This window comes from Erwinia sp. MMLR14_017 (assembly GCF_033657285.1).
Lineage (GTDB): Bacteria > Pseudomonadota > Gammaproteobacteria > Enterobacterales > Enterobacteriaceae > Erwinia.
Genome location: NZ_JAWVWP010000008.1, coordinates 84,913 through 107,800, shown reverse-complemented (window position 1 = coordinate 107,800; position 22,888 = coordinate 84,913). Strand labels below are relative to the sequence as shown.

The 22,888-nt window shown below is 54.2% G+C and carries 22 protein-coding genes; 5 read left to right on the top strand and 17 right to left on the bottom strand.

The window, feature by feature from the left end; translation table 11 throughout:
• Window positions 1-114 precede the first annotated feature (114 nt).
• The 8 genes from bamB to ndk form a co-directional block, all read right to left on the bottom strand.
• Complete coding sequence (bamB, locus tag SD961_RS14520) at window positions 115-1,296, bottom strand: outer membrane protein assembly factor BamB (RefSeq protein ID WP_318791052.1); 1,182 nt, start codon at window positions 1,294-1,296, stop codon at window positions 115-117.
• A 46-nt stretch (window positions 1,297-1,342) separates the two neighbouring features.
• Window positions 1,343-1,963 carry a YfgM family protein gene (locus SD961_RS14515; RefSeq protein WP_318791051.1) on the bottom strand — a complete coding sequence of 207 codons (621 nt, stop codon included), beginning with the start codon at window positions 1,961-1,963 and terminating at the stop codon, window positions 1,343-1,345.
• Between the two features lie 30 nt (window positions 1,964-1,993).
• A complete protein-coding gene (gene hisS / locus SD961_RS14510) occupies window positions 1,994-3,268 on the bottom strand; it encodes a histidine--tRNA ligase (RefSeq protein ID WP_318791050.1) in 1,275 nt (424 codons plus the stop codon).
• Between the two features lie 94 nt (window positions 3,269-3,362).
• Window positions 3,363-4,484: a flavodoxin-dependent (E)-4-hydroxy-3-methylbut-2-enyl-diphosphate synthase gene (gene ispG / locus SD961_RS14505; RefSeq protein ID WP_318791049.1), complete on the bottom strand. Its 1,122-nt coding sequence runs from the start codon at window positions 4,482-4,484 to the stop codon at window positions 3,363-3,365.
• Between the two features lie 38 nt (window positions 4,485-4,522).
• Window positions 4,523-5,509, bottom strand: a complete 987-nt coding sequence (rodZ, locus tag SD961_RS14500; protein WP_318791048.1) for a cytoskeleton protein RodZ — start codon at window positions 5,507-5,509, stop codon at window positions 4,523-4,525.
• Window positions 5,499-6,230 carry a type IV pilus biogenesis/stability protein PilW gene (gene pilW / locus SD961_RS14495; RefSeq protein ID WP_318791047.1) on the bottom strand — a complete coding sequence of 244 codons (732 nt, stop codon included), beginning with the start codon at window positions 6,228-6,230 and terminating at the stop codon, window positions 5,499-5,501. Before pilW ends, rodZ begins: the two co-directional genes overlap by 11 nt.
• 83 nt (window positions 6,231-6,313) lie before the next feature.
• Window positions 6,314-7,483 (bottom strand): bifunctional tRNA (adenosine(37)-C2)-methyltransferase TrmG/ribosomal RNA large subunit methyltransferase RlmN, encoded by a 1,170-nt coding sequence (locus SD961_RS14490; RefSeq protein ID WP_318791046.1) that lies wholly within the window; start codon window positions 7,481-7,483, stop codon window positions 6,314-6,316.
• A 181-nt stretch (window positions 7,484-7,664) separates the two neighbouring features.
• Window positions 7,665-8,096, bottom strand: coding sequence for a nucleoside-diphosphate kinase (gene ndk / locus SD961_RS14485; protein WP_013203396.1), 432 nt, complete (start codon window positions 8,094-8,096; stop codon window positions 7,665-7,667).
• A gap of 422 nt (window positions 8,097-8,518) precedes the next feature.
• Between ndk and sseA the strand changes: the two genes are divergently transcribed.
• Window positions 8,519-9,364, top strand: coding sequence for a 3-mercaptopyruvate sulfurtransferase (gene sseA / locus SD961_RS14480; protein WP_318791045.1), 846 nt, complete (start codon window positions 8,519-8,521; stop codon window positions 9,362-9,364).
• Window positions 9,365-9,575: 211 nt separating this feature from the next.
• On the opposite strand, the gene sseB is transcribed toward sseA, so the two are convergent.
• From sseB to trmJ, 5 genes are all read right to left on the bottom strand, one after another.
• Complete coding sequence (sseB, locus tag SD961_RS14475) at window positions 9,576-10,355, bottom strand: enhanced serine sensitivity protein SseB (protein ID WP_318791044.1); 780 nt, start codon at window positions 10,353-10,355, stop codon at window positions 9,576-9,578.
• 142 nt (window positions 10,356-10,497) lie between these two features.
• Window positions 10,498-11,781 carry an aminopeptidase PepB gene (gene pepB, locus SD961_RS14470; RefSeq protein WP_318791043.1) on the bottom strand — a complete coding sequence of 428 codons (1,284 nt, stop codon included), beginning with the start codon at window positions 11,779-11,781 and terminating at the stop codon, window positions 10,498-10,500.
• A gap of 164 nt (window positions 11,782-11,945) precedes the next feature.
• Window positions 11,946-13,160, bottom strand: a complete 1,215-nt coding sequence (locus tag SD961_RS14465; protein WP_318791042.1) for an IscS subfamily cysteine desulfurase — start codon at window positions 13,158-13,160, stop codon at window positions 11,946-11,948.
• 137 nt (window positions 13,161-13,297) lie between these two features.
• On the bottom strand, window positions 13,298-13,795 hold the full coding sequence (iscR, locus tag SD961_RS14460) for a Fe-S cluster assembly transcriptional regulator IscR (RefSeq protein WP_318791040.1): 498 nt from the start codon (window positions 13,793-13,795) through the stop codon (window positions 13,298-13,300).
• A gap of 167 nt (window positions 13,796-13,962) precedes the next feature.
• Complete coding sequence (gene trmJ / locus SD961_RS14455) at window positions 13,963-14,691, bottom strand: tRNA (cytosine(32)/uridine(32)-2'-O)-methyltransferase TrmJ (protein ID WP_318791039.1); 729 nt, start codon at window positions 14,689-14,691, stop codon at window positions 13,963-13,965.
• Window positions 14,692-14,809: 118 nt separating this feature from the next.
• On the opposite strand from trmJ, the gene suhB reads away from it, so the two are divergent.
• Window positions 14,810-15,613, top strand: a complete 804-nt coding sequence (gene suhB, locus SD961_RS14450; protein ID WP_318791038.1) for an inositol-1-monophosphatase — start codon at window positions 14,810-14,812, stop codon at window positions 15,611-15,613.
• Window positions 15,614-15,641: 28 nt separating this feature from the next.
• Window positions 15,642-15,809, top strand: a complete 168-nt coding sequence (locus SD961_RS14445) for a hypothetical protein (protein WP_318791037.1) — start codon at window positions 15,642-15,644, stop codon at window positions 15,807-15,809.
• A 6-nt stretch (window positions 15,810-15,815) separates the two neighbouring features.
• Here SD961_RS14445 and SD961_RS14440 read toward each other — a convergent pair whose 3' ends face one another.
• On the bottom strand, window positions 15,816-16,814 hold the full coding sequence (locus SD961_RS14440) for a nickel/cobalt transporter (protein ID WP_318791036.1): 999 nt from the start codon (window positions 16,812-16,814) through the stop codon (window positions 15,816-15,818).
• Window positions 16,805-17,452, bottom strand: coding sequence for a DUF1007 family protein (locus SD961_RS14435; RefSeq protein WP_412916685.1), 648 nt, complete (start codon window positions 17,450-17,452; stop codon window positions 16,805-16,807). The genes SD961_RS14440 and SD961_RS14435 overlap by 10 nt, the downstream gene beginning before the upstream one ends.
• 136 nt (window positions 17,453-17,588) lie before the next feature.
• Between SD961_RS14435 and csiE the strand changes: the two genes are divergently transcribed.
• Window positions 17,589-18,857, top strand: coding sequence for a stationary phase inducible protein CsiE (csiE, locus tag SD961_RS14430; protein WP_412916686.1), 1,269 nt, complete (start codon window positions 17,589-17,591; stop codon window positions 18,855-18,857).
• Window positions 18,858-18,862: 5 nt separating this feature from the next.
• Here the strand turns inward: csiE and SD961_RS14425 are convergent, their stop codons facing one another.
• Window positions 18,863-19,999, bottom strand: coding sequence for a 3-phenylpropionate MFS transporter (locus SD961_RS14425; protein WP_318791034.1), 1,137 nt, complete (start codon window positions 19,997-19,999; stop codon window positions 18,863-18,865).
• A gap of 109 nt (window positions 20,000-20,108) precedes the next feature.
• Window positions 20,109-21,362, bottom strand: coding sequence for a serine hydroxymethyltransferase (gene glyA / locus SD961_RS14420; protein ID WP_318791033.1), 1,254 nt, complete (start codon window positions 21,360-21,362; stop codon window positions 20,109-20,111).
• 334 nt (window positions 21,363-21,696) lie between these two features.
• Between glyA and hmpA the strand changes: the two genes are divergently transcribed.
• On the top strand, window positions 21,697-22,881 hold the full coding sequence (hmpA, locus tag SD961_RS14415) for an NO-inducible flavohemoprotein (RefSeq protein ID WP_318791032.1): 1,185 nt from the start codon (window positions 21,697-21,699) through the stop codon (window positions 22,879-22,881).
• Window positions 22,882-22,888: the final 7 nt, after the last annotated feature.

Sequence of the window (22,888 nt, the reverse complement as noted above, 5' to 3'; positions counted from 1 at the left end):
GCAAAAACGCGATGCACACACTGGCTGAAGGCGTAAGAATACCACGCCCGGAGAAAAACGAAACGGCCCCTGACGAATCAGGAGCCGTTGCAGATAAGTTCAGACTGGAAAAAGTTAGCGTGTGAACGCGTAAACTTCGCCGCCTTTAGCCTGAATTAACAACTTATCACTGGCCACAACAGGCTCAGTCTGGAAGCCGGAACTGTCCACTTCCTGCTGGGCAACAAAGCGTCCGTCGTCTGTGTTGAGCCAGTGCAGATAACCTTCGCCATCACCCACGACCAGGTAGCCATTATAGAGCACTGGCGAAGTCAGATTGCGGTGCAGCAGATCGCTCTGACGCCACACTGTTACGCCGCCCTCGGTGCTCAGCGCTATCACACGGTCATCCTGATCAATCAGGTAGATGCGACCACCGTCAACAATCATGTCATGGACGGAGCCGATTTCACGCTTCCACATAATCTGGCCTGAACGCAGATCCATCGCCGTCAGGTTGCCGTTATAGGCCAGAGCGTAGACCACTCCGTTGACCACAACTGGCGTGGTATCCACATCGGACAGACGATCGATTTCTGTTGCGCCGCTCGGCTGAGAAATACGCTGCTGCCAGATAATCTGACCCTGATTCATCATTACCGCGCTTACGCGTCCGTTGTCACCACCCACAATAGCCGCGCCGAAAGCAGCGGTAGGGGCAGATTCACCACGCAGAGAGAGCGCCGGCACGTCCAGGTTAACGGACCACTTCACTGCACCGCTGGTTTGATCCAGACCCTGCAGCATGCCGTTGCTGGTATGAACCAGCACCAGGCCGTCGCTGACTACCGGACGGGAAAGCACTTCTCCGGCCGCTTTGGTCTGCCAGGCAATGGAACCGTCGCTGCTATTCAGCGCATAAACCTGCGCACGTTCGCTGCCCAGGTAAACATGCCCACCATCAACGGTTACGCCGCCAGAAATCAGCGCCGGACGGTTGCTGGAGAAGAAGCCGGTTTTTTCCGAAAGGTCGACTTTCCACTGCTCTTTACCGTCGCCCGCATTCAGCGCTTTCACGATACCATGGCGATCGGCCGCATAGACGGTATTCTCTGCCCAGGCCGGATGCAGGTTGGAGTAGTAATCACCTACGCCATCCCCTACTGAAGTGCTCCAGACTTTTTCCGGGGTAAACTGATTTTCAACTTTTGGTAACGGCGACATTTTGACCACGTCTTCTTCACCGCTGAACCATGAACATCCGCTGAGTAGTGTGACTGAAATCAGTCCCGGCAGAAGTATCTTACGCAATTCCATGAAATCCCTCTTGAGCCTGTTGAGGCAAATTTATACCGCGGGGTGCTTAACCGGGTAAATTATTCATTTTCATCTGCAGCATCTCTTTCAGCGCCGGAGACGCGTCAGAGGCAATGCCTTTACTCCAGGCATCACGCGCGCCTTTCGCATCACCCTTGCTGAGCAGGGCTTCACCGCGTACGTCGGCAACGATCGCCGTCCAGCCGTCACCTTTGATCTGGTCGAGCGTTTTTACCGCGTCATCCGGTTTCTTCTGCTCAAGCTGAATACGCGCCAGACGCAAATTTAATACCGCCTGCAGATTCGCGTCCTGAGTAGCTTTCAGACCGCTTTGCAGCTGGCTGGCGGCTTTATCCAACTGGTTGCCATCAACATAGCGTTTAGCCAGATCCAGAGAGGCAAGCGCACCGTAAGTATTGCTGTTTTCGCTGGCAAATTTGGCGGCGGCATCCAGCGTTTCAGGCTTGCTGGTATCAAGTGCGCTGGAGATCTGCTGATAGGTCGCAGAGGCCTGACGGCTGCTGCCATCTTCATGGCTGCTCCAGTAGCGCCAGCCAGCCAGAGCACCAATGCCGATAATCACGCCTATAACTAATGCCTTACCGTTTTGGGCAAAAAAGCCGCGTAACGCATCTACCTGTTCGTTTTCATTGCTATAAACTTCCACGCAAACCTTCTCCTTTAAAACGCGACTGGCCTACTTCAGCATTGCTGCAAGCGTTGCGGCAGCATCACGCTGTGCCAGCGTTTGTTGCTCGCCATTACGTAAATCTTTAATCGTCACTTCGCCTTTAGCCACTTCATCTTCACCCAGCATCAGGGCCACACGGGCGCCCCATTTATCTGCACGGGCAAACTGCTTCTTGAAGTTGCCGCCGCCAAAGTTGCTCATCAGCTTCAGTGACGGATCCGCATCACGAATTTGCTCAGCCAGCAGCATGGCGGCAGACTGCACGCCCTGCCCTGAAGCGATAACATAGACATCGACAATGCGCGTCGGTTCAAATTCCGGATTAACGGCCTGAACCAGCAGCACCAGGCGTTCAAGCCCCATCGCAAAACCAACCGCTGGCGTGGCACGCCCGCCAAGCTGTTCTACCAGACCGTCATAACGACCACCGCCACACACGGTTCCCTGGGAACCCAGACTGGAGGTGACCCATTCAAAGACAGTGCGGTTGTAGTAATCCAGGCCGCGCACCAGACGCTGATTTACGGTGTAGGCAATTCCTGCCGCATCCAGCAGCTGGCAAAGGCCAGCAAAGTGTTCACGCGATTCCTCATCAAGGTAATCGCTTAATTCAGGCGCTGAGTTAAGCAGCGTCTGAATATCGGGGTTTTTACTGTCAAGTACCCGCAGTGGGTTGGTGTACATGCGCCGTTTGCAGTCCTCATCCAGCACATCCTGATGCTGCTCCAGGAAAGCGATCAGCGCCTCACGGTACGCTGCACGTGCTTCCAGCGATCCAATAGAGTTCAGTTCCAGATTAACGTGCTCTGCAATGCCCAACGCTTTCCACCAGCGAGCCGTCATCATGATCAGCTCTGCATCAACGTCCGGCCCCTGCAAGCCAAAGACCTCCACGCCCATCTGGTGAAACTGGCGATAGCGCCCTTTTTGTGGACGCTCATAGCGGAACATGGGGCCAACATACCAGAGACGCTGTTCCTGATTGTACAGCAGACCGTGTTCGATACCCGCACGCACGCAGCCAGCGGTGCCTTCCGGACGCAGCGTCAGGCTTTCGCCGTTGCGGTCCTCAAAGGTATACATCTCTTTCTCAACCACGTCAGTGACTTCACCGATAGCGCGTTTGAATAACGGGGTCTGCTCTACAATCGGCAGGCGGATTTCGCTGTAACCGTAGCCGGCCAGCACCTGCTTGAGGATCTGCTCAATGCGTTGCCACACAACGGTTTCCGCAGGAAGGTAATCATTCATGCCGCGGATAGCCTGGATATTTTTAGCCACTTTATTCTCTTCTTAACTCAGGGGCGGGATAAGTGAGGAAACGGGCAACATAAATTCCGTCACCCTGCTTGCTACATCCGCCCAAAATAGCGATTTATTTTTCTAAATGCTGGATAGCAATGCGGCGGCTTTCGTCCATCATCGCGGCTTTCGCACGGATTCGGGCTTCCAGCTGGTCGATCATGTCGTCGTTATCCAGACGTTCACGCAGACGGACACCATCTTCATAGAATCCACTTTTCTTGTTGCTGCCGGTAACACCCAGTGTGGAAACCAGCGCTTCGCCCGGCCCATTCACCACGCAGCCAATGATGGAGATATCCATTGGCGTAACAATGTCTTCGAGCCGCTGCTCAAGCGCATTCACCGTACCGATGACGTCAAACTCCTGGCGCGAACAGGTTGGGCAGGCAATAAAGTTGATACCGCGTGAACGGATACGCAGCGATTTAAGAATATCGAAACCAACCTTAACCTCTTCTACCGGATCTGCCGCCAGCGAGATGCGCAGCGTATCGCCGATCCCTTCAGAAAGCAGCAGCCCCAGGCCGATCGCGGATTTTACCGATCCCGCACGTGCGCCGCCGGCTTCGGTGATACCCAGGTGCAGAGGTTGATCGATCTCTTTAGCCAGCAGACGATAAGACTCTACGGCAAGGAAAACGTCGGAGGCTTTAACGCTGACCTTAAACTGATCGAAGTTAAGACGATCGAGATGATCGACATGACGCATCGCGGATTCAAGCAGAGCCTGCGGCGTAGGTTCGCCAAATTTCTCCTGCAGATCTTTTTCCAGCGATCCGGCATTCACGCCGATACGGATAGGAATGTTGTAATGCCTTGCGCAATCCACCACCTGGCGAATACGCTCTTCATTGCCGATGTTACCGGGGTTGATGCGCAGGCAGTCAACGCCATATTCGGCCACTTTCAGGGCAATGCGGTAGTCAAAATGGATATCGGCCACCAGCGGGACGTTAACCTGCTGTTTAATGAGACGAAAAGCCTCTGCGGCGTCCATAGTAGGAACGGACACGCGAACGATATCGACACCGACACGCTCAAGCGCTTTGATTTGATTGACCGTCGCCGCAACATCAGTAGTGCGCGTGTTGGTCATTGACTGAACGGCGATCGGGGCTCCGTCGCCTACCGGCACCTTGCCGACGTAAATACGGGTAGATTTGCGACGGGTAATGGGGGCCTGGTTATGCATATTCTCTCTCCACAATTCTTCGCGACCAGAAAGAGGCGTTATTGCGCACCGACTGACAGGCGAGCTACCTGATTAGTCCGGATGAAACGACTCAGATCAACCGGCTGTCCCTGATACTGGATATGGACGGCACCCGGAGCACCAATTTTCAGGCGATAAGGGGCGGTACCAGCCAGGCTGAGTTTACCACCACTACGCTGCATTCCGCTGAACAGTTTTTTGCCGGTGGCATCGCTGACTTCCAGCCAGCAATCTTTATCAAAGTTCATCACCAGCGCGTTAGCATCGGCCGCAGGCGCACTCACGCCTGCTGACCCGGTTGGCATCTGACTGTTAGCCATATTGTCTACCGGTGCCTGAGAAGGCGAAACGGCAACGGGCTGAGCGTTGGTTGCAGCGTTACTGGCTGGAGCCTGCGGCGCAGCGGATGCGGATGGAGCCGCAGTTTCAACAGGCGTCTGGGCTGAGGTATCAGCAGGCGCGCTTTGTGCGGCCGTGTTATCGGCCGACATAGCATCATTGCTGCTGTTATCCCCCAGCGGGATCGACTGGCTGTTATCGCCGCTGCTTGCCGAATTTTGATCGGCCATTGATACCAGATCGTCCTGCGCGGCCTTATGATTCTGCCACCACCAGGCGCCAGTCAACCCAACCACCACAAACAGGACCAGCCAGGTGAAAATCATTAGCCAGCCATCGCGCTTTTTACGGCGTTTGCCCAGTGAAAAGCTCTGCATCGGTGCCACTTTCGCGGCACGAACAGGGGCCTGCTTCTCCATCATCGGCAGCAGTTCCTCTTCAGGAACATGAACCAGACGGGCATAAGAACGGATATAACCCCGCAGGAAAGTCGATGCCAGATCGGCTGGTGACTTGTCCTCTTCAATATCGCGGACGGTGGAAAGTTTCAGGCAGAGGCGTTCAGCAACGTTCTGCTGTGTCAGTCCCATTTGCTCACGGGCACCGCGCAGGCGCTCGCCTGTTGAATTTATTGCTGATTTATCTTGAGTGGCTTCAGTATTCATTAGCTAAATAGTGCAGGTGCTGTATCGATTGTGGAAAATTTCGCGCCAGTTGCTCTCCCGCAAGCTTTACGCCTTCGGGATGCTGCGCCAGCGCGGCGAAGCGAATCTCTAACCACAAACTTTCTGCCGAAGCAGCAAAGTTGTGTTGATAAGTATCTAGCAGAAGACGCGCTATCTCCTGCTCATGCTTTCCAAATCGCCTTTCGGCTTCTGCCAGCAGTGCTCTGCCCCTGGCCTCAGCGTGTTGTGTCGCTTCGACCAGCGCGGCCCGTGCCTTATCCTGTTCTCCGGCCAGCAGATAACAGTATCCGGCATTTTCCCTTGCGTCAGCGCGAGCGCCGATTTCAGGCAATTCAGCCGCTTTGCTGAACTGCTGCTGAGCCGCATCATACTGCCCTAAACGACAGAGAAACGCACCGTAATTATTGAATACATCACGGTTTTGTCCCGCCAGCCGCAGTGCTTTTTGATAACGTCCGCCTGCTTCAGTCCAGTCTCCCGAACGCTGGTAATAACGTGCCATCGCCAGCTGTACCCGATAATCTTTTGGTGCCAGCTCCTCCGCCTGCTGCAAATTACGCTGGGCGGCGGGTAGGTTATCAAGTAACAGATAATCAAGCCCCAGCTGAAGCCGGGTCTGAACCCGTTCATTACGTTGCGGCACTGTCACGCAGCCTGCCAGCACAACAACGGCCAGCCAGCATGGGAATCCTTTACCCATATTACCTCCTGATAAGTACTCAGCGTTATGGTACGCCTTTCACATCAGGGCTGACAGCGCCAGTGATAGCAGAAGCTCAGGTTTCAGAGCGCTTTCACAGAAATGGCTTCACCCGCCATCTTTTTGCGCAGCGTACGCTTGGTACGGTCAATAACCTCACCGGCAAGCTGTCCGCAGGCGGCATCGATGTCATCACCACGCGTCTTACGCACAATAGTGGTAAAACCGTAATCCATCAACACTTTAGAAAAACGATCGATGCGGCTGTTGGAACTGCGGCCATAAGGTGCGCCCGGGAAGGGGTTCCAGGGGATCAGGTTGATTTTACATGGCGTGTTTTTAAGCAGCGCAGCTAACTCATGGGCATTATCCGTGCTGTCGTTAACGTGATCGAGCATGACATACTCAATAGTTACACGGCCCTGATTAGCGTTAGATTTGGCAATATAACGGCTCACTGCCGCTAAAAAGGTCTCAATATTGTATTTCTTATTGATCGGCACGATTTCGTCACGAATGGCGTCATTGGGCGCATGCAGAGAGATGGCCAGCGCGACATCAATCATATCACCGAGTTTATCCAGCGCAGGCACCACGCCTGAAGTGGAAAGCGTCACGCGTCGTTTTGATAAACCAAAGCCGAAATCATCCAGCATGATTTCCATCGCTGGCACCACGTTATTCAGGTTGAGCAGAGGTTCACCCATACCCATCATTACCACATTGGTAATGGGACGCTGGCCGGTGATTTTAGAGGCGCCAATGATTTTAGCCGCACGCCAGACCTGCCCGATAATTTCGGAAACACGTAGGTTACGGTTAAAGCCCTGCTGTGCGGTGGAGCAGAATTTGCACTCCAGTGCGCAGCCCACCTGGGAGGAAACGCACAGGGTGGCACGATCTTTTTCGGGAATGTAGACCGTTTCAACCTGCTGCCCGCCTACGGTGATCGCCCATTTGATGGTGCCATCGGCAGAACGCTGCTCTTCTGCAACTTCGGGAGCACGGATTTCGGCCAGCTCTTTCAGCTTGCCACGGAAAACTTTGTTGATGTCCGTCATTTCATCAAAATCATCACAGCAGTAATGATAGATCCACTTCATCACCTGATCGGCACGGAACGGCTTCTCGCCCAGGCTGGCGAAAAATTCGCGCATTTGCTGGCGGTTCAGATCAAGCAGGTTGATTTTTTCTTTTTTTGGCGTGGCAACAACAACGGATGCGGACGACGGACTCACAATAGATTCAGACATAATTTTCTCTGGCCTCGTTATTACACGTTATGGCTCTGGGGAATGGGAAGTAGATAAAACGCCCCTGCTGAGCAAGCTCAGGTCAGGGGCGCATTATCATACAAGCGTGTGGCTACAGGTTAAAGTGCGTCACGGAAATAAATTGTAAACGCCCTGCGCTTCACGTCAGGCAATTATTCTCTTAGCGAGTGCGTGGGCACACTTCGCCTTCGCCGAAGAAATAGGCGATTTCGCGCGCAGCGGACTCAGCAGAGTCAGAACCGTGGGTTGCGTTTTCAGTGAAGCTGTCTGCGTAATCTGCACGCAGAGTGCCTGCCAGAGCGTTAGCTGGGTTAGTTGCACCCATCAGGTCACGGTGACGCTGAACGGCGTTTTCGCCTTCCAGCACAGAGACCACAACCGGGCCAGAAGTCATGAACTCTACCAGACCGTCGAAGAACGGTTTGCCCTGGTGTTCAGCGTAGAAACCTTCAGCCTGTTCTTTGCTCAGGTGCAGCATTTTGCTGCCGACGATTTTGAAGCCAGCGCTTTCAAAACGGTTGAAGATGGCACCAATAACGTTTTTTGCCACCGCGTTCGGTTTTACGATAGAAAAAGTACGTTCGATAGTCATATGGACCCCTGTTTGATGTCGAGTTTGACCGGTGAAAAGGCTCTCCGGCCTGGAAAATGGCGCCGATTATAGGGGGCATCGCCGCCCTTGCCTACCGGATATTCAACAATTTAGTAAAAAACGCGATCTTAAAATCCACAATATTGCAGTGGCTTATTAAATTCTTACCTGTTACTGCAACCCACCATTGGATTCAAGCCGAAAGATTACCTGGCCCGCAGCCCCGCGGATAGCCCGTCAAGTGATCTTTCAGAACTGTGCCGTAATATTATGCTGTTTTGCGGTGTATTTGCGCTGATATTTGCGTAGTGCGTTCAACTTCATAAGGAATATCAACCGGCCAATCCGGAACACCTTGTGATGGCGCATAAGATGGTTAACACTGACGTTCATCTCTTTTCATTCCTTCAAGCGAGGCCGTTATGTCATCCTCCTTCTTTGTCACCGTCGGGTGGCTTGCTGAACACCTTACTGACCCGGATCTGCAAATTTTAGATGCGCGCATGCTGCCGCCGGGACAGGAAAGCGTGAGAAATATTCAGGCTGAATATCTGGCTAAACATCTGCCGGGCGCGCCGTTCTTTGATATTGAAGCGCTGTCGGATCACACCAGCCTTTATCCCCATATGTTACCCAGAGCCGAAACCTTTGCCGTAGCAATGCGGGAGCTGGGCGTAAACAGTGACAAACACCTTGTGGTTTACGATGAGGGAAATCTGTTTTCGGCCCCCCGAGCCTGGTGGATGCTGCGCGAGTTTGGCGTGGCTAAGGTTTCGATTCTGGCGGGCGGCCTTAAAGGTTGGGAAGAGGCAGGACTCACGCTGGATAGCGGTGCTGTTGAGCTTCCGGAAGGGGAATTTGAAGCCCGCTTTGATCAGAGAGTGGTGAAGCGGTTGACGGACGTACTGTTGATCAGCCATGAGGGCGGTGCGCAGATTGTGGATGCCAGAGCGGCAAACCGCTTCCGGGGTGAAGTGGATGAGCCTCGTCCGGGTCTGCATCGTGGCCGCATTCCCGGGAGTCTTAATGTCCCCTGGAATACGCTGGTAGAAAACGGAGAGCTTAAGCCTGCCTCGGCTCTCAGAGAGATTTTCAGCCAGCAAGGCGTTGACCTGACGCAGCCGATTGTCACCAGTTGCGGTTCGGGCGTCACGGCCGTTGTGGTGATCCTGGCGCTGACCACACTGGGTGTTGAAAACGTCAAGCTGTATGACGGCTCCTGGGGGGAGTGGGGAAGCCGTGATGACCTGCCCATCGCCACAGGCTGAGCAAACAGCAAAGAAAAAGGCGTCTCCTTGCAGGATACGCCTTGCTGAGTACGGCTGCGATTCGCATTTCCCGGATTAACGCTACTTCCGGCCAGCTCACTTTTCACTGGCTGCCACTCAGTTACTCAGTTACTCAGTTACTCAGTTACTCAGTTACTCAGTTACTCAGTTACTCAGTTACTCAGGAAAAGAGTGTGTCAGCACTGATGGGCTACGAAGGGATATTTTTTACCTTGAATTCCCGCAGGAAACTTCCCCATTTACGCTCATAAAACGGCGTAATGTGTGCGGTAAAAAAGTGGCTGATGCCTTTCTCATTCTCTACCACTTCGCAAATATCAACCGGCTCATCTTCTAACAGCGTATCCGTTGCCACGCTGCCTGCCGCCTGAATAATCGTCTCTATATTACTCTCGGCCTCAATGCCGATCAGCAGGTTCGGCTTCTCTTCAGAAGACTCTTTAATATGGGCAACATAGGCTCTGCGCACCTGCTTGTATTTGGCAAACAGCTGGGTCAGGGAGTCGATCATCTGTGCTGGCGGTTCAGCAATTTCTGACAACAGCAGTGAGGTTCCGCCTTCCAGCACAGTTTGCTGGCTCAGGGCATTAGCGCCTTCCCCTAACAGACTGGTGATTTCCCGTGGAGAGAACTCTTTGCCGGCGGGCAATTTCGGGTTGAGAAACAACGTTTCTCCCATCGTCATTTCAAACAGCGTGCGTACCGGCATCACCAGAAACGACTGTTCCTCTGTCACCGCCTGTTCCAGCGCCTCTACAGAGGTGAAAAAGGGAATGATGCTGGTGCCGTCATCTTTTTCCCAGTGCTGCAGGTCAACCGGAGTCTCTGCTGTCACCTGCGCCTGCTCCGGGCTTTCACCCGGCACCCAGACGCTGGCATCCATGAGCAGAGTGAAAAACTCAGGGCGGTGGGCGGGTTCAGTTGCCGCCAGTTTAAGCACCTCTTCAAGGCGCTGGTTGGATTGGTTCATTTATTCGTTCCGCTCATCACGCGGGCGGGAATGCCCCGCCTCATAAGGTAGCTCAGCGCTGCCTCAAATTGTTTGCTGCGATTTTGAGAGCAGCCATAAGCTGCTCGTCTGTTTTCTGCCGCTCAAGCCGTCAGAGCGACCTCTATTTCAGCAGCAGATCCGCAACGGTACGCACGCCCAGCCCCGTTGCGCCAGCTGACCACTGGTCAACGGCGCCTTTACGATAGGTCGCTGAACAGTCGATATGCAGCCAACCTTTCTGATAATTTTTCACAAAATGTGACAAAAAGGCTGCCGCTGAGCTGGCACCAGCCGTATGGGAAGGTGCAGCAATATTATTCAGATCGGCAAAGTTAGAAGGCAGATAGCTGCGATGGAATTCTGCCAGCGGCAGGCGCCAGAATGGCTCATTTTCACTCTCGGCACTGCTCAGCAACGACCGGGCAAGCTCATCATCAAAGCTGAACAGCGCGTGATAGTCATTGCCCAGCGCCGTTTTAGCCGCACCGGTCAGGGTCGCAGCATCGATCAGCAGTTCAGGATTTTGTTCACTGGCATCAATCAGGCCGTCGGCCAGCACCAGTCGCCCTTCTGCATCGGTGTTCATCACTTCAACGGTTTTACCATTGCGATAGCTGATGATATCCCCCAGGCGGAACGCATTGCCGCTGACCATGTTGTCGGCACAGCAAAGGTATAACTTGACGCGTTTGGTTAAACCACGGTTGATAGCTAACGCCAGCGAGCCTGCCAGAGTAGCAGCGCCACCCATATCAGACTTCATGGAATCCATTGAACCACTGGGCTTCAGGCTGTAGCCGCCAGTATCAAAAGTAATGCCCTTCCCTACCAAACAGGCAAAAACGGGCGCATTTTCATCCCCTGTCGGGTTGAAATCGAGCGCCAGCAGCGCCGGGCTACGGGTTGATCCCCGGCCTACGGTGTGCAGTCCCATATAGCCTTGTTGACGCAGGTCATCCCCTTTGGTGATGCGATAGCTCACCGCCTCACCACCTGCCTCACTGAGCAAATCTACGGCTCTCTGCGCCAATTGCGAAGGGCTGAGATCTTCCGCTGGCAGATTGATGGTATCGCGCACCCAGTTGATGATTTTCATCCGGCGGTCAAATTCTGCGCGATCGCTCTCATTCAGTGTGGCCCACTCAACGGTACGCTCCCCTTTCGGGCTGCGATAGCCTTGCCAGAAAGCCCAGCTTTTTTCTAAATCCCACTCTCCGTCGAGCGCAACGTGGCGAATGCCCTGGGCATCAATTTTGCGTGCTGCACGCTGAATGGTAATGAGGGGATCGCTGCCGGTGAGATGAATAGTCATTCCGTTGTCGTTACTGGTCAGGGTCGCTTTTTCGCCCCAGCGTGCGTCTGCCGCTGCCGTTGACAGTGTTATTTTCATTGGTGTGGTTGTCATCGCATGGCTCCTTACAGGGTTCAATGATTATCCGTCCTTAAAACGGTCGGTCACTACAATAAACCTTTATTGGCGTTCGTCTAACTCAGACTTTCAGAAAACAGGGAAAAACGGGCTGAATCAACATTCAGCCCGCAGGAGGTTTCGTTTACAAAGTATTAAAATCAGGCGTGAACAGCAAGATTATGGCTGTCTCGTCCGGAGGATTTGAACGCCAGCCACTCGGGAGAAAGCGCCCGCAGGCGGCCTATCGATTTCTGCAGCAGCTGAATGGCATAGTCGATCTCCTCTTCCGTGGTGAATCGTCCCAGCGAGAAACGCAGCGAGCTGTGGGCCAGTTCGTCGTTGATACCCAAAGCGCGTAACACGTAAGAAGGCTCCAGGCTGGCTGAGGTACAGGCAGATCCTGAAGAGAGCGCCAGATCCTTAAGGGTCATGATTAGCGATTCGCCGTCCACAAAACTAAAGCTGACGTTGAGAATATTTGGCGCGCCAGCAGCCAGATCGCCATTGAGACTGACTTCCTCTATAGCTGAGAGACCCTGCCAGAGTTTGAGGCGAAGTTCACCCAGACGGGCCATTTCACTCTGCATCTCTTCTTTCGCAATACGAAAAGCTTCGCCCATCCCTACAATCTGATGCACAGGCAGCGTGCCGGATCGCATTCCGCGCTCGTGTCCGCCACCGTGGATCTGCGCTTCCAGCCGGATACGTGGCTTACGCCGCACGTATAATCCGCCGATCCCTTTTGGGCCATAGAGCTTATGCGCGGAGAAAGAGAGGAGATCGACCGGGATCGTGCTGACATCCAGCGGCAATTTACCGACGCTTTGGGTAGCATCAGAGTGAAAAAGGACTCCCCGCGACTGGCAAAGTTCAGCGATTCTGGCCAGATCCTGCACCACGCCGGTTTCATTATTCACCTGCATAATGGAGACCAGAATGGTCTCTTCACGTATCGCGGCCTGTAGCTTTTGCAGATCAATCACGCCGTTGCTTTCCGGCGCAAGATAAGTTACTTCAAATCCTTCGCGCTCAAGCTGAATGCAGGTGTCCAGCACCGCTTTATGCTCGGTCTGGCTGGTGATGATGTGGTTGCCTTTCTCTCGCAGGTTGTGCGCTACCCCTTTGATAGCAAGGTTATCCGATTCAGTTGCGCCAGAGGTAAAGACAATTTCACGTGGATCGGCACCAATCAGATCGGCGACCTGATTACGGGCAACATCCACCGCCTCTTCAGCCTGCCAGCCAAAACGGTGAGAACGCGAAGCGGGATTTCCGAAGGTGCCGTCCAGGGTCAGGCACGCCATCATTTTGGTGGCAACACGAGGATCGACAGGGGTTGTGGCGGCATAATCGAGGTAAATCGGTACTTTCATTGCGCTTGAACTCCATACATCAGGGCAAAATGTAAGTCATTCACTGCGTACCGATTATAAAGTTATTCCGCCGCCACGGGCGGTGACTGTCACCTGAGTCCGCAGGCTACAGGTGACAGGTTCGCCTCAGGCGACAATCAGGCACGCAGATTGACGTTAATGGTTTCATGTACGCGGCCAGTAGAGACGCGCGCTTTTTCAGTGTTGTTCTGACGATCGGCCACATCCAGAATATCCTGGTTGTTGACCAGCTCGGCAAGGGTGATATTGTTAAGGAAGTCGCTAATGCGCTCGCTCAGGTCACGCCAGAGCACGTGAGTCAGGCAACGTTCGCCACCCTGACATCCCTCTTTACCCTGACATTTGGTCGCATCAACGGATTCATCAACGGCAGTGATCACCGCGCCAACAGCAATGGCATCCGATGCTTTACCCAACAGATAACCACCGCCCGGACCACGAACGCTGGCTACCAGGCCGTTTTTACGCAAACGAGAGAAGAGCTGCTCCAGATAAGAGAGGGAGATGCCCTGACGCTCTGAAATATCAGCTAATGGCACAGGCCCCTGGTGAGAGTGAAGTGCAACATCAAGCATAGCAGTAACGGCATAACGGCCTTTGGATGTCAGTCTCATGGCGTAAACGACCTCAGTTGTACCCTGGTGGGGTGTTAACAAAATATGGAGGCAAGTCTGACATTCCCGAGTAAATTGGTCAAGTATTTAACCTGGTAAAACACTCAAGTATTTAACCAAGTGTTTTACTCAACTATTCACTCACTTTTAGCTGGCCGTTGAAGGCGTTACTTATTGCTTCCAGGCTTTTCCAGAGAAGAAAGCATGCCCCGGAGGATATTCAACTCATCCCGCTCCGGGCGCGCCCGGGTATAGAGACGGCGCATTTTGCTCATCACCTGGCCCGGACTGCCTTCACGAATAAAGCCGCTGTTGATCATCATTTTTTCCATGTGCTGATAGAAACGTTCAAGATCGTCCACCAGCGGATAGGGTGACTCTTCATACTCGGGCTGCGCGGTTTCCTGCGACTGCAGAAACGCCATCCGTACCTCATAGGCGATGATCTGCACGGCCATAGCCAGATTCAGCGAACTGTATTCCGGGTTAGCGGCAATAGCCACATGATAATGGCACTTCTGCAGCTCCTCGTTGGTCAGGCCAACACGCTCGCGGCCAAACACCAGCGCAACAGGCGCCTGCTGCCCTTCCTCTACACTCTTGATACCGCATTCACGCGGATCGAGCATGGGCCAGGGTAGCGAACGGGAACGGGCACTGGTCCCTACTACCAGACTACAGCCGCTCAGGGCTTCGTCGAGCGTGTCCACGATATGCGCTTCGCCAATCACATCACTGGCGCCAGCAGCCAGCGCTATTGCCTGAGAGTCAGGCTTCACAAGCGGGTTAACCAGATAAAGGTTGGTCAGGCCCATGGTTTTCATCGCGCGTGCGACGGAGCCCATGTTGCCGGTGTGAGAAGTTTCCACCAGCACAATACGAATGTTCTGCAGCATAGGAGTTCATGTCTGTGAGATAATTTGAAGATGCTATCATATTTTCAGGACATTTTACGATCTCCCTGCTATAATCCGCGCCGTTTTCCCGTTCTTTAACATCCAGTGAGAGATAACGATGCATCCAATGCTCAACATTGCCGTGCGCGCTGCGCGCAAGGCCGGAAATTTAATTGCCAAGAATTATGAAACCCCGGACGCTGTCGAAGCGAGCCAGAAAGGCACCAACGACTTCGTTACCAATGTTGACCGCGACGCCGAGCGCCAGATTATTGAGGTGATTCGCAAGTCCTATCCGAAACACACCATTATTACTGAAGAGAGTGGTGAGTTAGCCGGTGAAGACCCGGATGTACAATGGGTTATCGATCCACTGGATGGCACCACCAACTTCATCAAACGTCTTCCTCACTTCTCCGTCTCTATCGCCGTGCGCATTAAAGGCCGCACTGAAGTCGCCGTGGTTTACGATCCAATGCGCAATGAGCTGTTCAGCGCGGTTCGTGGCCAGGGCACACAGCTTAACGGTTATCGCCTGCGCGGCAGCACCGCACGCGATCTGGACGGCACCATTCTGGCGACCGGTTTCCCGTTCAAACTGAAGCAGCACGCCACGCCTTACATCAACATCGTAGGTAAGCTGTTTACGCAATGTGCAGATTTCCGCCGTACCGGGTCAGCCGCGCTGGATCTGGCTTACGTAGCGGCAGGCCGCGTTGATGGCTATTTTGAAATTGGCCTGAAGCCGTGGGATTTTGCTGCTGGCGAACTGCTGGTTCGTGAAGCTGGCGGTCTGGTGACGGACTTTGTCGGTGCCCACGGTTACCTGACCTCTGGCAACATCGTTGCCGGTAACCCACGCGTGGTTAAAGCGATGCTGGCAACCATGCGTGAAGAGTTGAGCGAAGCGCTGAAGCGCTAAGCCTCACCTGCGGCCGAAGCGATTCGGAGTGCGCAGCAGAGTCTGCGCACTGGAGAGGGGCTGTTATCTGCTGGACGAAGCGATTCGTCCGTTGCTCTCCACATGGCTGCACTATTTTACCGGGAGCGGTGTTATTCGCTCCGGTTACTCCCTTCCTGTCACCGCCCTGCCTTTCTGCTACCTCTGTTTCCAATAAAACCTGTTATAAGAACATCGGTCTGATACCACCGGAGATCGCCGGTTGCGCACTCAGCCATAGCATTATGCCAGCCGCCACCAGCATTACGCCTCCAGCCAGAGATAATCCTGACCAGCACACTTTTTGCCAGCCCGCAGGCGGCGTCCCCCGGCTCAGCTTCAGCGCCAGCGCTCTGGAAACCTGAACTACCAACGCCATAGCCGATACGGTCAGCGCCGTGCCGGTAGCCATCGCCAGCGCCGACAGAATGCCCCAGCCGTAGACGCCAATCACCTTTGAAAACAACAGCATCATGATTGCGCCTGAACAGGGGCGAAGCCCCATCGACAGCACCACCATGGCTTTGGTTTTTGCCGTAACCGCTTTATCCAGCATCTGACTGTCGGGCACATGCTGATGCCCACAGCCACAGCTTTCGCTGTGCTGATGGGTCGGTATGATGCGCTGGAACCTGACTGGCGGTGAGGGGCGCAGCGCCTGCCAGATAGTGCGTAAGGCGCGCCAGCAAAGCCACAAACCCAGCCCCACTACCAGCAAATAGCTCGCTTTTTCCAGCCAGAAACTGCTGAGATGTAGCTGACGGGATGAAAGCCCCAGTACAACCAGCATCACGGTGACCAGCAGAATAGCCACCAACCCCTGAACCAGCGCGGCCGCGAGCGTTAGTTGCAGACTGGTTTTTACTTTTGTCGGATGCGTGGCCAGAAAGGTCGCTATCACCACTTTCCCATGCCCTGGTCCCAGCGCGTGCAATATGCCGTAAACCAGGCTGAAGCCCATCAGCGTCAGCCCCGCCTGCTGTGGATGGCTGGCTACCTGCTGAAGTAGGGCCGTCATTTGTTGATGCAGCGTTTTCTGCCACAGCACGCTCTGCAACAGGATCTGTGGCCAGTGCTGCCAGACGGCAAAACCCGCCGAACTAAACGCCAGCACTAATACAAACAGCGGCCAGGCCTGCAGCCAGCTTCGTCTGGCGCGAGAGGGAGAAAAGTTTACCGACATGTCAGGGTTACCGTCTGCGCGAACTGCCTTCCCAGATCCATCTCCTCTGGCGGCGCGTCAGCCTTATCCAACGAGAGCGCATACGCCTGCATGGAGGAATCAGGCTTCGGCGTGTTTAAAGTGAACTGGCAGCGGTTAGCCAGTTCTGGCGGCATATGCAAAGATTTTTCAGAGTCGTAATACATATCAACAAAGTAGGTTGGGTCAAAAGTCGAAAACGTATAGCGCTTTCCCGTCAGGGGCTGCGGCTCGGCCAGCGGCAGGATAAAGTCCAGCACCGCCTGATGTCCCTGGCGTGAAAGGTGATATTCCGGCGGCAAATTATCAAATTTCACCGGTTTCCCCTGATGCCAGAACTCGCTGAAATAATGCTGTCCCAGCACGTTGGCCATCACTTCCGCAGCCAGCTTTTTCCATATCACGGAATCAGGCTTTGCCTGACCAGCGTCATAAAGTAGATCGGCAGAAGTTATCTCATCCATCACCCAGTGCATTTTCAGGCCGGTGAGGCGATCTTCCTTATGCACCGGCGTCACTTGCATATCAATAAAGCTGTGCGGATGCCCCCAGGCGAAGGGCACCAGCCCCAGCGACAATAGCGCTGTCGCCAGCTTAATGGAAAGGTTATAACGTAACAATTTAACTTCCTTCTCCTGCTAAGGCAAAAATTCTGTGATCTGGCTGGAAAGCTATAAAAAAAACTGGCTGCTTTTCTCTGACAGCCGGTCAGGCAGGCTATGCTAAGCGATGTCACTTTTACTGGGATTGCAGATGATGAGCTTACCCTCACCCGAGCCTTCTGCCCTTTCCAGTCCGCAACGTCATTGCCATTTGCTTTTACTGCTTTATCTCCCTGAGCTCACCGTAACCCTGGAGTCAATCTCAGAGATTAATCGGGTCGATCGGTCAGTCACCCGGCAAGATATAGCGGAGGTGGAAGCAGAAATCCAGCGCTATCACCGGCTTGCCCTGCAACAGGAAGCTGGAGGAGCTTACCGGATAAGCGGTGCGGAACTGGATCAGCGGCTGTGTCTGTTTCACTGGCTACGCCGGGCGCTGCGGCTTGCCCCTGAATTTGTGCAGGCGCATTTTGCCCCGCAGGTAAAGCTTCAGCTCAGAAAAAAGCAGATAGAAAAAGTGCTTTACGACGAGCATAACCTGCTGGCGCTGGTGCAACACTGCTCGCAGCGGCTTTCACGCAAATTTACCGAACGGGATTGCTATTTCCTGCAGCTTTTTATGCAGCATTCGCTCTGCCGTCAGACCAGCACCACATTCAGTGAAGCTCAGCTTGCCTGGCTCTCCGCCCGTATTGAGCATCAGGTTGCCGAAGAAGTTGTGCATCACTGGCAAAAGCGCGGTAAAACGGCTCCGCACAGCAGCGAGATTGGCCTGTTCGCCCTGCTGTTCAGCCAGATGCATGTACCCAGCGCCAGCGATGTCCGCCATGAGTATGAGCATCAGCTTTTAGAAGCTGTCCGCCAGATGATTGAGCGCTTTCAGGCGCTTTCCGGCATGCACTTCAGCGACGATCGGGGGCTGAGCGATCAGCTTTATACTCATCTTTCTCAGGCGCTTGAACGGGCGCTGTTTGGCGTGGGGATCGATCAAAGCCTGACTGAAGAAGTCACCCGCCTCTATCCCCGGCTGTTGCGAACAACCCAGGCTGCGGTAGCAGGGTTTGAACAACAGTACGCGCTCACTTTCTCTCAGGAGGAGATGGGGCTAATCGCCATCATTTTTGGTGCCTGGCTGATGCAGGAGAGCGCTTTGCAGGAGAAGCAGGTGCTGCTGTTAACCGGCAAAGACCCTGAGCTGGAGCGGGAAGTTGAACAGCAGCTCAGGGAGCTGACGTTGCTGCCGCTGAACATCAAATATCTGGACGTAACGGAATTTCAGCGCAACAGTGCGCCAAAAGGGACTGCGCTGGTGATCACCCCTTATGCTACGCCCCTGCCGCTTTATTCCCCGCCGTTGATCCATGCAGAACTTCCGCTACAGGCACATCAACAGCAGCGCATCCGGCAGCTGCTGGAGTCCTGATCCGATCAGGCCGCTTTGGGCCGCATAAACAAGGCTGGCAGCACTATCAGTGCCATCACCCAAAATACATTCCCTTGCAGATGCTGGAACAACACGCCAACGACCATGGTCATCACGGCTATTCCGCCCCCCATCGCCAGCGCGGAGTAGACCGCCTGCAGGCGGATCACTTCGCCCCCTTCACGGGCTGCGATAAAGCGCATGGCCGCCAGATGGCAAACGGTGAAGCTGCCGCAGTGCAGGATCTGCGCCACAATCAGCCAGGGTAAGGCGGTGGTAGAAGCCATCAGGCTCCAGCGTACCAGGGCGCACACGCCTGAAAGCAGCAGCAGATCCCGTGCCCCCCAGCGGCGGAAAAGGCGGTTGCTGGAGGCGAATACCACGATTTCCGCCACCACGCCCAGTGACCAGAGATAACCGACCACGCTGGCCGAATAGCCCGCCTCCTGCCAGTAGATGGCACTGAAGCCATAATAGGCCGCATGCGCGCCCTGCATCAGCGTCACGCAGAGCAGGAACCGCCAGACCGTATTCTCTTGCAGCATTCGTTGCCAGTCTGCCCAGCCCGCCCGCTCAGTCTGTTTGACACTCCCCAGCGGCATCACCGAAGGCCGTAACAGCATGCCACCCGTCATGGCGACGATGCCGGCACACAGCATCACCAGAATAGCCTGCGTGGAGAAAGCGCTGACCAGGACGCCCGTTAACGCCGAGCTGATGACAAAGGCCAGCGAACCCCACAGCCGCACCGGTCCGTAGGGCATTCCTATCTGTTGTTGCCAGGTTGCGGCCAGCGCATCGCTCAGGGGAACCAGAGGAGAGAAGAAGAGGTTAAAGCCGACCATCACCAGCAGCAGCCAGACCCAGAAGGCGCTTATCCAGAAGCTGAGCGCAAAAAATAGCGCCAGCATCGCCAGCAGGCGCAGCGCGGTGATCAGTTGGGCAGGATGGGTAACGCGGGAGGCAATCAGCAGGCTGCCAAGGAAACGGGCAATCATGCCACAGCCCAGCAGCAGACCAATTTTTTCCGGCTCAAGGCCGCTGCCTTTCAGCCAGACGCCCCAGAAAGGGAGCCAGACACCGTAAGCAAAAAAATAGGTAAAGTAGCCCAGACCGAGCCAGTATGCTGAACGAATCGCCATGTTCCCTCCGGTTTTGAGCGCTACTTTCTCAGAGGTCAGGCTTAAGATCAATTAACGGGGCCTCAGGCCCCGTTAATGTCGCTTACAACTGCCGGAACGTTACGCGTTGTTATGCGTAGACCGGGAAGCGAGCACAGATTTCCAGAACCTGCTTCTTAACCCGTTCCTGTGTGCCTTCATCGCCGATATTGTCAAGAATGTCGCTGATCCAGCCAGCTAATTCACGGACTTCTGCTTCCTTGAAGCCACGACGGGTCACGGCAGGCGAACCAATACGGATACCTGAAGTCACAAACGGGCTTTTGGGATCGTTTGGCACGCTGTTTTTGTTCACAGTAATGTTAGCGCGACCCAGAGCGGCATCCGCCTCTTTACCGGTCAGGTTTTTATCCACCAGATCCAGCAGGAAAAGGTGGTTATGGGTGCCGCCAGAAACCACGTTGTAGCCGCGCTCCAGGAACACTTCCACCATCGCTTTAGCGTTTTTCGCCACCTGTTGCTGATAAACCTTGAATTCAGGCTCCATCGCTTCTTTCAGCGCTACCGCTTTACCGGCAATCACGTGCATCAGTGGGCCGCCCTGGCCGCCAGGGAACACGGCAGAGTTCAGCTTCTTATAGAGATCTTCATCGCCGCCTTTTGCCAGGATCAGGCCGCCACGCGGACCCGCCAGGGTTTTATGGGTAGTGGTGGTCACGATATGGGCATGAGGAACCGGGTTTGGATAGACGTCAGCGGCGATAAGGCCAGCCACGTGCGCCATATCCACAAACAGCCAGGCTCCGATGCTGTCTGCGATTTCACGCATTTTTGCCCAGTCACAGATGCCGGAGTAGGCAGAGAAACCACCAATAATCATTTTAGGCTTGTGTTTCTGAGCCTGTGCAGCGAGATCTTCGTAATCAATTTTGCCGGTTTCGTCGATGCCGTAAGGCACCACGTTATAGAGCTTGCCGGAGAGGTTTACCGGAGAGCCGTGGGTCAGGTGACCACCGTGTGCCAGGTTCATCCCCAGAATGGTGTCGCCCGGCTGCAGCAGCGCGGTGTAAACAGCGAAGTTAGCCTGAGAGCCGGAGTGCGGCTGGACGTTAGCGTAATCAGCGCCAAACAGCTCTTTTGCACGGTCAATCGCCAATTGCTCAACGATATCGACATACTCACAGCCGCCGTAGTAGCGCTTGCCCGGATAGCCTTCGGCATATTTGTTGGTCAGTTGAGAACCCTGCGCCTGCATGACACGTGGACTGGTGTAGTTTTCTGAAGCAATCAGTTCAATGTGCTCTTCCTGACGCACTTTTTCCTGCTCCATTGCCTGCCATAACTCGGCATCATAGTCGGCAATATTCATATCACGCTTTAGCATCCGCATCTCCTGACTGGCTAACAAAATATTCGGTATTGAACGGCCCGTGTGGGCGAAGGCCAACAGTGTAAACTGTTTTACCTGCTGAAGGGTAGCCACAAAGCGTGTTTTATACGCAAACGATTGGCCTGCCGTCTGGCAAGGGTTTTATACGGTTTTTGCAACCTTTTACAGCGGGAATTTTCATCATCTCCAACCTGTGGATTTTTCATCTTTGCGGCTCCGATCGCAGCGTTAAATGTCCCTGGGGATTAAAGGTGCATTTACAATGCATATTAAAGAGCTATAAGATGCATTTAAAATGCAACTTTAGATAACCCGCAGGGAGTCACCTATGTTAGATGCTAAAACTATCGCCATCGTTAAATCCACAATTCCGGCGCTGCTGGCAACGGGTCCCAGCCTTACGGCACACTTTTACGATCGCATGTTCAGCCATAACCCGGAGCTGAAAGATATTTTTAATATGAGCAACCAGCGTAACGGCAACCAGCGTGAAGCGCTGTTTAATGCCATCTGTGCCTATGCCAGCAATATTGAAAATCTTGCGGTTCTTTTACCGGCAGTGGAGAAAATAGCGCAAAAGCACACCAGCTTTGCCATTCAGCCTGACCAGTATCAGATAGTCGGCAGGCATCTGCTGGCCACGCTGGATGAGATGTTAAGCCCGGGGGAAGAGGTACTGAATGCCTGGGGCGAGGCGTATGGCGTGCTGGCAAACGTGTTTATCCAGCGCGAAGCGCAGCTTTATCAGCAAGCGGAGAACCAAAAAGGGGGCTGGCGGACACCACGCACGTTTCGCATCAGCGAAATCACCGTGGAGAGTGAAGTCATCAAAAGCTTTATCCTCAGCCCGGCAGATGGCGAACCGGTAGCGGATTATCAGCCAGGCCAGTATCTCGGCGTATGGCTGCGCAACAAAACGTTTGCCAATCAGGAGATTCGCCAGTATTCCCTGACCCGCGCACCGAATGGTCGTGACTACCGTATTGCCGTACGTCATGAACCGGGAGGCACCGTTTCTGGCTGGCTGCATCAGCATGCACAACCGGGTGATGAACTTCAGCTGGCGGTGCCTGCAGGAGATTTCTTTATGGATATCGCCCCAGAGACGCCGGTCACGCTGATTTCTGCTGGTGTTGGCCAGACGCCGATGCTGGCAATGCTGGATGTGCTGGCTTCCCGCCAGCACCCTTCCCTGGTGCAGTGGTTCCATGCGGCCGATAACGGCAAGCGGCACGCGTTCCGGGATGAAGTAGCCAACACGTCGCAACGGCTACCGCAATTTTCACAGCATATCTGGTATCGCGCGCCCCTTGAGCAGGATAGCGGCAAGTATGACAGTGAAGGCATCATGGATTTACTGCCGATAGAGAGCCAGCTGAGCGATACGGCCTGTCACTACTATCTCTGCGGGCCAGTGGCCTTTATGCAGCATATTGCGCAGCAGCTGATTACGCTGGGTATTGATTCTTCTCGCATCCACTATGAAGTTTTTGGTCCCCACAAAGTTCTGTAAAGCCCAA

Coding starts and splice junctions, on each gene's coding strand:
- bamB (WP_318791052.1), bottom strand. CDS start 1,296: ATGGAATTGCGTAAGATACTTCTGCCGGGACTGATTTCAGTCACACTA.
- ispG (WP_318791049.1), bottom strand. CDS start 4,484: ATGCATAACCAGGCCCCCATTACCCGTCGCAAATCTACCCGTATTTAC.
- rodZ (WP_318791048.1), bottom strand. CDS start 5,509: ATGAATACTGAAGCCACTCAAGATAAATCAGCAATAAATTCAACAGGC.
- pilW (WP_318791047.1), bottom strand. CDS start 6,230: ATGGGTAAAGGATTCCCATGCTGGCTGGCCGTTGTTGTGCTGGCAGGC.
- SD961_RS14490 (WP_318791046.1), bottom strand. CDS start 7,483: ATGTCTGAATCTATTGTGAGTCCGTCGTCCGCATCCGTTGTTGTTGCC.
- ndk (WP_013203396.1), bottom strand. CDS start 8,096: ATGACTATCGAACGTACTTTTTCTATCGTAAAACCGAACGCGGTGGCA.
- sseA (WP_318791045.1), top strand. CDS start 8,519: ATGTCATCCTCCTTCTTTGTCACCGTCGGGTGGCTTGCTGAACACCTT.
- sseB (WP_318791044.1), bottom strand. CDS start 10,355: ATGAACCAATCCAACCAGCGCCTTGAAGAGGTGCTTAAACTGGCGGCA.
- pepB (WP_318791043.1), bottom strand. CDS start 11,781: ATGACAACCACACCAATGAAAATAACACTGTCAACGGCAGCGGCAGAC.
- SD961_RS14465 (WP_318791042.1), bottom strand. CDS start 13,160: ATGAAAGTACCGATTTACCTCGATTATGCCGCCACAACCCCTGTCGAT.
- iscR (WP_318791040.1), bottom strand. CDS start 13,795: ATGAGACTGACATCCAAAGGCCGTTATGCCGTTACTGCTATGCTTGAT.
- trmJ (WP_318791039.1), bottom strand. CDS start 14,691: ATGCTGCAGAACATTCGTATTGTGCTGGTGGAAACTTCTCACACCGGC.
- suhB (WP_318791038.1), top strand. CDS start 14,810: ATGCATCCAATGCTCAACATTGCCGTGCGCGCTGCGCGCAAGGCCGGA.
- SD961_RS14440 (WP_318791036.1), bottom strand. CDS start 16,814: ATGTCGGTAAACTTTTCTCCCTCTCGCGCCAGACGAAGCTGGCTGCAG.
- csiE (WP_412916686.1), top strand. CDS start 17,589: ATGAGCTTACCCTCACCCGAGCCTTCTGCCCTTTCCAGTCCGCAACGT.
- SD961_RS14425 (WP_318791034.1), bottom strand. CDS start 19,999: ATGGCGATTCGTTCAGCATACTGGCTCGGTCTGGGCTACTTTACCTAT.
- glyA (WP_318791033.1), bottom strand. CDS start 21,362: ATGCTAAAGCGTGATATGAATATTGCCGACTATGATGCCGAGTTATGG.
- hmpA (WP_318791032.1), top strand. CDS start 21,697: ATGTTAGATGCTAAAACTATCGCCATCGTTAAATCCACAATTCCGGCG.